The 10,441-nt window shown below is 71.7% G+C and carries 11 protein-coding genes; 4 read left to right on the forward strand and 7 right to left on the reverse strand.

The features are described 5' to 3' along the window. Positions 1-2: 2 nt before the first annotated feature. The 5 genes from VIB11_RS02840 to VIB11_RS02860 all read right to left on the reverse strand — a co-directional run bounded on the left by VIB11_RS02840 (position 3) and on the right by VIB11_RS02860 (position 5,222). Entirely contained in the window at positions 3-803 is an 801-nt protein-coding gene (locus VIB11_RS02840) for a DinB family protein (protein WP_332028168.1), read from the reverse strand. Positions 804-909: 106 nt separating this feature from the next. After that, the gene (locus VIB11_RS02845) at positions 910-2,166 is read right to left on the reverse strand and encodes a serine hydrolase domain-containing protein (protein WP_332028170.1); all 1,257 of its coding nucleotides are present in this window, start codon (positions 2,164-2,166) and stop codon (positions 910-912) included. A gap of 128 nt (positions 2,167-2,294) precedes the next feature. Beyond that, on the reverse strand, positions 2,295-3,887 hold the full coding sequence (locus VIB11_RS02850) for an Hsp70 family protein (RefSeq protein WP_332028172.1): 1,593 nt from the start codon (positions 3,885-3,887) through the stop codon (positions 2,295-2,297). A gap of 9 nt (positions 3,888-3,896) precedes the next feature. After that, positions 3,897-4,742, reverse strand: coding sequence for an MBL fold metallo-hydrolase (locus VIB11_RS02855; RefSeq protein ID WP_332028174.1), 846 nt, complete (start codon positions 4,740-4,742; stop codon positions 3,897-3,899). A gap of 36 nt (positions 4,743-4,778) precedes the next feature. Then, positions 4,779-5,222: a PepSY domain-containing protein gene (locus VIB11_RS02860; RefSeq protein WP_332028176.1), complete on the reverse strand. Its 444-nt coding sequence runs from the start codon at positions 5,220-5,222 to the stop codon at positions 4,779-4,781. Between the two features lie 428 nt (positions 5,223-5,650). On the opposite strand from VIB11_RS02860, the gene VIB11_RS02865 reads away from it, so the two are divergent. Beyond that, a complete protein-coding gene (locus VIB11_RS02865) occupies positions 5,651-6,310 on the forward strand; it encodes a hypothetical protein (RefSeq protein ID WP_332028177.1) in 660 nt (219 codons plus the stop codon). A gap of 6 nt (positions 6,311-6,316) precedes the next feature. On the opposite strand, the gene VIB11_RS02870 is transcribed toward VIB11_RS02865, so the two are convergent. Next, positions 6,317-7,141 (reverse strand): hypothetical protein, encoded by an 825-nt coding sequence (locus VIB11_RS02870; protein WP_332028179.1) that lies wholly within the window; start codon positions 7,139-7,141, stop codon positions 6,317-6,319. Beyond that, positions 7,138-8,097 carry a helix-turn-helix transcriptional regulator gene (locus VIB11_RS02875; protein ID WP_332028181.1) on the reverse strand — a complete coding sequence of 320 codons (960 nt, stop codon included), beginning with the start codon at positions 8,095-8,097 and terminating at the stop codon, positions 7,138-7,140. Before VIB11_RS02875 ends, VIB11_RS02870 begins: the two co-directional genes overlap by 4 nt. A 61-nt stretch (positions 8,098-8,158) precedes the next feature. Between VIB11_RS02875 and VIB11_RS02880 the strand changes: the two genes are divergently transcribed. The 3 genes from VIB11_RS02880 to VIB11_RS02890 form a co-directional block, all read left to right on the forward strand. Beyond that, positions 8,159-8,716: a DUF664 domain-containing protein gene (locus VIB11_RS02880; protein ID WP_332028183.1), complete on the forward strand. Its 558-nt coding sequence runs from the start codon at positions 8,159-8,161 to the stop codon at positions 8,714-8,716. Positions 8,717-8,834: 118 nt separating this feature from the next. Then, positions 8,835-10,001: a N(5)-(carboxyethyl)ornithine synthase gene (locus tag VIB11_RS02885; RefSeq protein ID WP_332028184.1), complete on the forward strand. Its 1,167-nt coding sequence runs from the start codon at positions 8,835-8,837 to the stop codon at positions 9,999-10,001. 132 nt (positions 10,002-10,133) lie between these two features. Beyond that, the coding region (locus VIB11_RS02890) for a S1C family serine protease (RefSeq protein WP_332028186.1) at positions 10,134-10,441 on the forward strand (308 nt) is incomplete at its 3' end.

Raw genomic sequence — 10,441 nt, forward strand, 5'->3', positions numbered from 1 at the left:
GGTCAGTTCCCCTTCTCCAGTGCGGTCAGATCTCGTTCGGCATAGAGCCGGTGCTCCCACTCCTCGTTGAGGACGATGCGCAGGCACTCCTTGAGGGGGAAACCCTCCGCCCGGGGCCATCCCGGCTCGGTGCGGGTCACCTCGGAGGCGAGCTGCTCGTCCGTGAGCGACGCCATGACGCGGCGGACCATGGCCTGGCGCTCGCGCCGGACGGTGAGCACCTCGTCGAGCGAGGGTTGCGCCTGGCGGTCCCACGGGACGCCGTCCCACCCCGGCGCCTCGTCCCACGGCAGGTCCAGGGGGTGCCACGGGGAGGCGTTCCCGAGGACCATCCGGCCCACCCAGGCGGCGCTCGCGAAGTTGAGGTGTCGCAGGGTCTGGATGAAGGACCACTCGTCGTCGACGCTGCGGTGGAGCGCTGACTCGGGAAACGTCCTTGCACGCGCGAGGGTGCCTTCCCACCGCCGTTCCAGGATGGCCCAGGCCTCGCGGAAGCCCTCGCTGTCGTCGGGGCGCATCCGCGACCGCTCGGGCATGCGACGGTTCAGCTCGGCGTCGACGAGCGGGGCGATGTCGACGCCGTTCACGACGACGTTCTGCAGCTCCCCACTGATCTGGACGTCGACCAGCTCGACGCCGCGCATCCGGCACTGGCCGAGCAGCGCGCCGCGGACCTGGACGCCGGTGAGGTCGACATCACGCAGGCTGGCACCGTTGAGGGACACCTGCCTGAAGGTGGCGCCCTGAAGGCCCACGCGTTCGAAGCGTGCTCCGGCGAGGTCCTGGTCGCAGAACTCGGTCATGGACCCCACGCTAGGGGCAGTTCCGGACGATCTCCTTCCGTTGGGTGCGAGACACCCGGTTTCCGCGTGGGGGCATCGCCGCCCCGTACGTCCCTCGCTCTCGGGCTCAGCGACGCAGCGGCAGACTGGTGGTGAGCTGCCAGACCCAGCTCCTCGTCGTGGCGCGGGCGCCCGCCGCTGCGGGCACGGGCTGGCCGAACATCGTGCAGACGGCCCGCTCCACCAGCTCGTCGAAGGCCCCGGCGATGGCGTCGTTGGGCTCGGTGGACATCACGAGGAGGGTGCTTCGGGTGCCGGCGCGGTTGTGGTAGGCGATGGTGATGTAGCCGGGAATTCCGCCGGTGTGGCCCCAGATCGTGCCGCAGGGAGTGTCGATGGTGAGGAGGCCGAGGCCGTAGCCGGCGCCGGGGAACGGGCTGACCGTGGTCGTCATCTCGCGGAGCAGGCCGCGGGGGAGCAGGCGACCGGAGAGGAGCGCCTGGTAGAAGGTGGTGAGGTCCGCCGTGGTGGACACCAGCGCGCCAGCGGCCCACGCCCAGGTCGGGGTCCAGCCGGAGGTGTCCGTGTAGGTGTCACCGAAGATGCCCGGTGGTGCGTAGCCGTGCGCGTAGGGCCCCCGGAAGCGTGGGCTGGTGGCGAGGTACGTGTCCTCGAGGTCCAACGGCCGGGTCACGCGCCGCTCCACGAGCTCGGCCACCGAGTGCCCCGTGGCCTTCTGGAGCACCAGGCCGAGCAGGATGTAGCCGGTGTTGCTGTAGGACCAGCTCGCCCCCGGCGGGAACACGGGCGGGTTCGCGAGCGCGACGTCGATGAGCTCGCGCGGGCTCCAGCGGCGGTAGGGGTCCTCGAAGGCCGAGGCCAGGAAGTCGGGGTCGTCGGTGTAGTTGTAGATCCCGCTGGTGTGGTTGAGCAGCATGCGGAGGGTGATCTCGGAGCCACCCGGGACCAGGCCTGGCAGCCACTGCTCGATGGTGTCATCGAGCTTCAGCTCGCCTTCCCGCTTCAGCTGGAGTGCGATCACCGCGATCAACGTCTTGGTGATGCTGCCGACGCGGGCCTGGTCCCCCGTGCGAAGCCGGCGATCCGGGTCGAGACGGGCACGTCCGACGGCGAGACGGGTGACCTCGTCGCCGTCGTCCAGCAGGGCGTTGACGCCGGTGGCCCCGGCGTCGACCACGGCCTGCATGGCTTCTCGCAGGGCCGCTGTCGACTGGTCTTCGTCGGCGACGACAGCGACAGCCGGTCTCGCGGTCGCGCCTTGGGCGGGGGGAGCTGCCGTGGCGGGCGAGCCGGGGGCGAGCAGCGTGGTGGCGAGGACGCTCACCGCCGCCAGTGCGGCGATGCGGCGTGGACGGGTCGTCATGGGGGCCTCGTTCCCTGGGCTGGACCACGATCACCCCTGCTTGCCTCCCACTGTCCTCCGGTGCGGTGCGGCGCGCCAGAGCCCAGTCTGCGAGCGGTCGCTGCGACCGGGGGCCGCCGGTGCCGGGCTCAGGCGCGGAGGACGTGCTCCTGCCGGTAGCCCGTGGTGAGGTCGGTGAGCGACACGGCGATGATCCCCGCGGGGTCGACCGTGTACCGCTCCTCGACCATGGGCCCGGCCTCGCGCCGCACGATGGGGATGCCGTGCAGGCCTGCCGGAGCCGGCGGCGCGTCCGCCCCCGGACCCGGGTGGTCGCGCTGCAGGTCCGGCTCGAACGGGAAGACGATCTCGGCCACCGGTGTGAGGTCGCCGCGTGGCTCGCCCTGGTCGTCGACGGCGGAGTACTCGACGAAGCGGAACCACCCGATGTTGTGGGCGGCCCGGTAGCGGCGGGTGACGACGACGGGGTCGGCGGTGGACGGCATACCCACCACGTCGGCTGTGACCAGGGACCGGTCGAGGACGGGGTCGAAGGACACGGCGGCCCCACCCTCGCGCTCGCGGAAGACGCCGAAACCACGCGAGAGCCGGTCCCGCAGGGAGAACCCCGCGCTGCGGTCCGCCGCGATGGCCAGGCCGACCGCGGTCGACGCGCTGGGCATCGGCGAGCGGTGCACTCGACGTCCGAACCGCGCGCGCAGCAGCCGGGGCACCAGCGGAAGGGCGCTGGCCCCGCCGACGATGTAGATCCCCGCGAGCCCCTCGAGCTCGGTCCCCTCGTCGGTGGACGACGCGAGCGACCGGACGAGGGGGTCCATGGCGTCGGTGGTCGCGTCGACGAGCGAGGTCACGGCGGCGTAGAAGTCGTCGACTCCGATGGTCACGACGCGCGGCTCGGACCCGGCTGCAGCGGGCACCTCGACGGTGACCCGGCGGGTCTGCGGGCTGACGCCCTCCTTGGCCTCGCGGCACTCGTCGAGGAGCGCCGCCCACGACGCCCCGGACAGCTCCCCACGCGTCCTGCCCGCGGCCTGCAGGGCAGCCAGGGCCAGGACCTCGTCGAAGTCGTCACCACCCAGCCGGTTGACGCCGAAGGAGTCGAGCACCTCGTGGCTGGTCCCGTCGAGCTGCAGCAGCGTGGCGTCGAACGTGCCGCCGCCGAGGTCGTAGACGATGACGAGGTTGCGCCGGGAGGTGATCGACCGGGCCTGCCGGTGAGCGAACTCGAAGCTGGCCGCGGAGGGCTCGTTGACCATGCCGACCACGTCGAAGCCCGCGCGGCGGCAGGCCTCCAGCGTGAGGAACCGCTGGGCGCTGTTCGCCTGGGCCGGCACACCCAGCACGGTCCGCGCGCCGCCGACTTCGCCGGGCCGGCCCTCGGCACTGGATGCGGTGAGCAGTGCTGCCCGCAGCGCCTCGAAGAAGCCCGTCAGCAGCTCGAGCAGCGGCACCTCCCGTTCGCCGATGCGCAGCATCGTGTCTGCCGACACGTGCGGCCCGGAGAGCACCCGCTTGAACGAGCGCACGAACGGCATGCCGCGGCGCGCGGCCTCCAGGGCCGCGAAACCGTAGACCAGCGTGCCCGCGTCGTCGGCGGCGACGGTGGGGAAGTGGTCATGGGCGTCGTCGTCCTCGTCGAGGAAGGCGACGACGGGGTAGTTGCCCCGGTCGGAGTACGCGACGACGGTGTGTGTCGTGCCGAAGTCCAGGCCGAGATCCATGCTGCAAGGCTAGGGCGTCCGCCGGTCACGGGCCGCAGGCGGCTCCAGCGCGCGATAGGCCGCGCTGATGGCGGGGTCCAGACCCTCGGCCGGCAGGGCCCAGCGGCCCGCCCCGGCCTCCCGCGCCTGCTCGACCGGGACTCCCGTGGCGTGGAGCTCGGTGATGAGCTGGGCGACCTCGGCGAGCTGGGCCTGCTGGGTTTCGACGAAGGCCCGCGTGACCGCCCGGCCGTGGCCGGGGACGACGACGTCGGATGCCCCCAGCCGGTCGGCGAGGGCGGCACAGGTGCCGGGCCATTCGAGAGGGAAGCAGCCGGAGCCGTACATCGGCGGACCGGACTCCTCGACCAGGTCGCCGACGATCCACGCGGCTGCGTCCGGCACGTGCAGCACCAGGTCGTTGTCCGTGTGACCTCGGCCCAGGTGGAGCAGGTCGACCGTGCGGTCGCCCACGAGGAGGCGGAGCTCCCTGTCCACCAGCGCTGTCGGCGCGGTGATCTCCACGGCGGCCCATTCCTCGACCGGCTCCTCGCCACGGGCCAGCCAGTCGGCCAGCATCGGTGCCTCGTAGGCCTGAAGGTGCGCGGGCACACGACGGTGGCCGTAGATCGGGACGCCCCCGAAGGACTGGTTCCCGAAGGTGTGGTCGAAGTGGGCGTGGGTGTTGACCACCGCCACGACCGGGTGGGGGCCGAGCTCCCGCAGGTGCTCCCGGACCTCGTCAGCCTGCTGCGGCGAGGACCGGGTGTCCACCACCAGCAGGCCTCGGCTCCCGCGGACGACGCAGATGCTGATGTCCAGTGGGTCGTACCTGCGCTGGAAGACCCCGTCGGCCACCTCTGCCCACTCCGTCACGGTCTGACGGTAGCGCCAGGGCGCGGGCTGCCCGAGTCAGTCGAAGTCCTCGTCCACGCTGATCACCTGGCCCGTGCGGGCGAGGACCAGCACCTCCACGTCGACCCCGCTCGGCCGGACGAGGTTCACGTCGTACACCAGGCCCTGCGGGCCGTAGTCCGCCTCGACCTTCTCGAAGCGGGCGTGGGTCCGACGGGTGGCCACCGAGACGGCCTGTGACATGGTGATCGGTCGCGGCGTCCCGGCAGCCGGCACGACCACTGCTGGGCGGGGCTTCACCGTGGCCCGGGCGGCCGGCGTTGCCGGAGACGCGGCGGGGGCAGGCCCCTGGCTGGGCTGGGCCTGCGCGGTCTGGGGCTGCGAGTGCACGGCGGCAGGGGCTCGCGTGACCACGACTGCGGTGGTCCCCGCGGTCAGCGCCGCGGTGCCGGCGAGGGCGAGGCCGATGACGATGGGCCGCTGGCGAGGGGTGAGGTTCATGAGGGTCCTTTCCGGTGCCGGCGACCCGGTGGCCGCCTGGCAACCACTGTGGATCGGCCCGGGGTCTGCCCGGCAGCAACCCTGGGTGGCGAAAACCCCCACCTCGCGTGTGCACCCGCGGCAGGCGCGTGCGCCGCGACCGCCCGGTCTGGGCTGCGGCAGAAGGCACGAGGCTCGCTGCCGCACCTCGACCTCGTCCTGCTGACGAACCGACGCGCCCCCGCTGAGCCGGCGTAGGCGCTCACCTCGGCGATCCTGCCCAGCGGTGCGCCGCTGAAACCAGTCGGCCCGGGCTGACCTGGCGGCCGTTCAGCTCGGGACCGCGATGAAGAGCTCTCCTCGCTGGCCGTGACTTGCCCCGACTTCCTGGTGGCGACCTGCGATGCTGGTCTGAGCAGCGGAGAGGCGTAGAGGTGGGAGGCAGCGAAGTGGTCGTATCGCCCGGGCTGACCGCCCGGCTCTGGCGCGGCCGACGCTCGGCGGCGATCGCCGGGATCGTCTTCGCGCTGCTGCTCCTGACCGCCATGACGATGATGCGGCTGGCCTTGTCGGAGGGAAGTCTCCAGTCGCTCCAGTCGGACTCGTCCCGGCGCACACTGATCCGCTGGGGCCTCAACCTGGTGCCGTTCGCGGGCATCGCCTTCCTCTGGTTCATCGGTGTCGTGCGCGACCAGCTCGGGGACGTCGAGGACCGCCTGTTCTCCACGGTGTTCCTCGGCAGCGGGCTGCTCTTCCTCGCGATGCTGTTCACCGGTGCGGTCACGTCGACCAGCCTGGTCCAGATGCTCGCCCAGCCGGAGGTCGACGCCGTCGTCTGGGGGTACGGACGCGACAGCACGCAGGTTCTCGTCTCGGTGTACGCCATGCGCATGGCGGCGGTCTTCACCCTCTCGGTCAGCACCGTCGGGCTGCGCACCGCCGCGCTGCCGCGCTGGGTCTGCTACGTCGGGTACCTCGTGGCCCTGGTGCTGATGCTGGCCGCGGGAGAGCACAAGTGGAGCCAGCTCGTCTTCCCCACCTGGGTGCTGCTCGTCAGCATCGTCATCCTGGTCACGAGCCCCCCGATCCGCGGCCCCGAGACGGGCTAGTCACCCTCAGCGCGCGACACCCCGCTCGTCGCACGGAGGGGTGACCTCGACCTGCGCCGTCGTGGTCTGCGCCTCGATGATGCGAAGGGAGCGCTCCATCGCCGTCGGCTGGAGCCTGCCGACCCCGTCACCGTGGGGGTTGTCGAAGAACACGAGCAGGAGCATCAGGAGCGCGATGACGACGGTGACGCTGCCCATGAGCATGGCCTGGGTGGCTGCCCGCTCGCCGCTGTCGGCAAAGAAGAGCAGGTAGCCGAAGATCACCCCGCAGATCAGGAACAGGACCAGCCACAGGGGCAGTGGAATGATGCCCTCTGCAGCGTGGAGCCGGTCGTTGCGCGCCTGCTGTCGGTCGGCGGTCTGTTGCATCCACCGGTCGTAGGCCGACTGCTCGGCCGGGCTGCTCGGGTCGACGGAGGAGACCGTGGTGAACATCCTCGCGCCCCACGGGTTGACCGAGTCCCCGAGCGTGCCGGCGGCCATGGCGTCCCACTCGGCACCGGCCACCGACCGGGCGTAGCAGACGAGCTCTCCGGTGAGCTGCCCGGAGGCGCTCCCTGGCAGGAACTGGGCTGTCTGGACCATCTGGCTGACGATGGTCGCCTCGGTCTCGGCTCCGACGCGGGAGTCGTCGTACGACTGGAAGGCGAGGAAGATGATGAACCCGAGCAGAACCGAGAACCCGGTTGCCAGCACGCCGAAGACCCCCGCCGCACGGTCTCCGTCGCTGAAGTAGCTGCCCTCCGGGGCCCGCCGACGCACCAGCAACATGACGGTGACGGTGGTCGCCGTGACGGCGAGGACCACCAGCAGCCCCCGGACGACGTTCACGCGTGCCTGCCGCTCGCGGCCAGCAGTCGCTCACCCAGGACACCCGCGGCCTGTCTCAGCTCGGGGGACCCCACGATCCGGTATGCCGCCGGGATGGCCGTGAGCTGCTCGGCGTACCAGCGTGGGTTGCTGGTGCTGCCGACGAGGCGGGTGGTCTGGGCGTCCACCGGCTCGAGAGACCCGAGGCTCCGGGGGAGGCAACGCGCCACGACGTCGAGAGGGGCGTCGATGACCAGCTCGGTGTCGTACTCCCAACCCACGGCGAGGTGGTCCTCGAGCACGGCGACCGGGTCGAGGTCGGCGGGTGGGCTGAAGGTCTCGCCGAGTACCTGCACGTCGCGGACGCGGTCGACCCGGTACGCCCTCCGGGCCCCGGAGGTGTGGGACCAGCAGAGCAGGTACCACCGACCGTGGCGCACGACGACAGCCCACGGCTCGACATCGAGGACCCATTCCGACCCGGCGTCGGAGCGGTACTCGAGACGCACACGACGGCGCCTCGTGCAGGCTCGGACCAGCGTGCTCGTCGTTGCGGGGTCGGGTCGTGCCGCGGCACGGTCCGGGGCGGGCGCCGTCGTCCTGCGCACCGCCTCGGCCTGCGCTGCAACGGGTTCCGGCAGCGCGCGCACGATCTTGCCCAGCGCGCTGCCGACCGGGTCGGTCGAATCGCTCGGGTCGTGGTGGCCGTCGAGCACGGCCATGACCAGGCCAAGGGCCTCGGTGGCGCTGAACACCAGCGGTGGAAGGCGGAGCCCGCGGCCGAGGCGGTACCCGCCGTAGGGCCCGCGGGCGGACTCGACCGGGATGCCGGCCTCGCGGAGCACGCTGACGTACCTCCGGGCCGCCCGCTCCGAGACACCGAGCTTCTCAGCCAGCAGGTGGGCGGTCATGCCGGGGTTCTCCTGAAGCAGCTGGAGGCAGACCAGGGCCCGTGCCGTGGGGTTGGACGCGTCCATGCGGGCAGAGTCTCACAACATCAGGCAACGATCCGTCCGGAACCGGCTCTACGGTGGCGGCATGACGACCACTGACACTCCTTGGGAGCCGCCGCTCGCCGGCACCGAGACCGAGCACCTCATCGGCGCGCTCGACCGCCTGCGGGCGACGTTCCGGTGGAAGGCCGGAGGTCTCGACGCGGCCGGCCTGCAGAGCCGCATCGGCGCCTCCTCGCTGACCCTGGGCGGCCTCCTCAAGCACCTCGCGGCGGTGGAGGACTACCACTTCACCACCAAGCTGCGCGGGGAGCCGATCGGGGCTCCCTGGGACGCGACGGGCTGGAACGGCACCAACGACTGGGAGTTCGCCTCCGCCGCCGAGGACACCCCCGAGGAGCTCTACGCGCTCTGGGACGGCGCGGTCGCGAGGTCCCGTGCGCGGCTGGGAACAGCACTGGCGGACGGAGGGCTCGACCAGCTCGTGCACGTCTCCGCGCCGGACGGGCAGCACGCCAGCCTTCGCCGGCTGGTCTGCGACCTCGTGGAGGAGTACGGCCGGCACACCGGGCACGCCGACCTGCTGCGCGAGGCCGTCGACGGCCTCGTCGGAGAGGACCCTCCGCCGGGGTGGCGCCCATGAGGGACGGAAGTCCCTAGAGGCGCGCGGGGCCGTCTCCCTACGGTGGGGGGCAGGGCACCGGCCGGCGCACTGGTGCCTTGTGGTGCTGAGCCTGGCGCGGAAGGGACGGTGCACGGGGATGACGGGGGAGGAGCTCCGGGGGCGGCACCTGTCCCTCGGTGTCATGGCCCGGTCGCAGAAGGAGAACGAGCGCCGGCTCGCGCTCCACCCGCAGCACCTGCACCGGATCCCGCCGGACCTGCGGGACCACATCTACCTCGAGCACCGCTACGGTGAGCGCTTCGGCGTCGCCGACGACGAGCTGCACGGGCTGGTCGCCGGCCTGCGGAGCAAGGCGGAGCTCATCGAGGAGTGTGACGTCATCCTCCAGCCCAAACCCGTGCTGAGCGACCTCGCCGAGATGCGCATGGGCCAGGTGTTCTGGGGCTGGCCCCACTGCGTCCAGGACGAGAAGCTGACCCAGCTCGCCATCGACAAGCGGCTGACCCTCATCGCCTTCGAGGCCATGAACCACTGGAACCCCAACGGGTCGTTCAACCTCCACGTGTTCCACAAGAACAACGAGATGGCGGGCTACTGCTCCGTGCTCCACGCCCTGCAGCTCGCCGGCACCTCAGGGGACTTCGGCCGGAAGCTGCGTGCAGCGGTCATCGGCTTCGGCGCGACCGCCCGTGGTGCGGTGACGGCGCTGAACGCCCTGGGGGTCTTCGACGTCGATGTGCTGACCCACCGGCAGGTGGCCGCGGTCGCGGCGCCGATCCACACCGCCCGCATCGTCCACTTCGACGACCGGACGGCCGAGCGGATGAGCCATGCGGTCACCGATCGCGGCCCCGTGCCGCTGGCCTCCTTCCTCGCCCAGCACGACATCATCGTCAACTGCGTGCTGCAGGACACCGACTCCCCGGCCGTCTTCATGACCGAGGGCGACCTCGCGGCAGTGCACAGGGGCACGGTCATCGTCGACGTGTCGTGCGACGAGGGGATGGGCTTCAGCTGGGCGCGCCCGACGTCCTTCGCCGAGCCGGTCCTCGAGGTCGGGGACTCCGTCCTCTACTACGCGGTCGACCACAGCCCCTCGTACCTGTGGAACTCGGCCACCTGGGAGATCAGCGAGGCGCTGCTGCCGTTCCTCCGGCCCGTGCTCGCGGGCGTGCAGGGGTGGGAGGAGAACTCGACCGTGCGGCGAGCCATCGAGATCCGTGACGGGGTGATCCAGAACCCAGCCATCCTGTCGTTCCAGGGGCGCTCGCCGGTGCACCCGCACTTCCCCCTGGCGACCTAGCACTGCGGGCGTCGGCACGCCGCTCCCCGGCCCACCACGCAGTGCCGCCGCGCAGAGCCACCGCGCAGAGCCACCGCGGAATCAGCCCGGCCGCGACGTGGTTTCACTGTCAGAGATGACCGGGAGGCGCCGATGTCCGACAGCCCAGTGGACGATGGTGTGCTGGATGCCTACTCCGCCGTCGTGTCGGGTGTGGCGGAGCGGCTCATCCCACGCGTCGCCAGTGTGCGGGTCCAGCGCCGCGTCAGGGGTGGTACCGCCGAAAGTGGTGGCTCCGCGGTCGTGCTCAGCCGCGGGCGGCACCTGCTGACCAACGCGCACGTGGTGGCCGGCGCCGACCGGGGCGAGGCCGAGTTCGTTGACGGGACCGCAGCGCAGGTGACGGTCGTCGGCTCCGACCCCCTGTCGGACCTCGCCGTCCTCGTGGCGGACCGGGACCT

Source organism: Pedococcus sp. (assembly GCF_036554925.1).
In the GTDB taxonomy this organism is placed as follows: domain Bacteria; phylum Actinomycetota; class Actinomycetes; order Actinomycetales; family Dermatophilaceae; genus Pedococcus_A.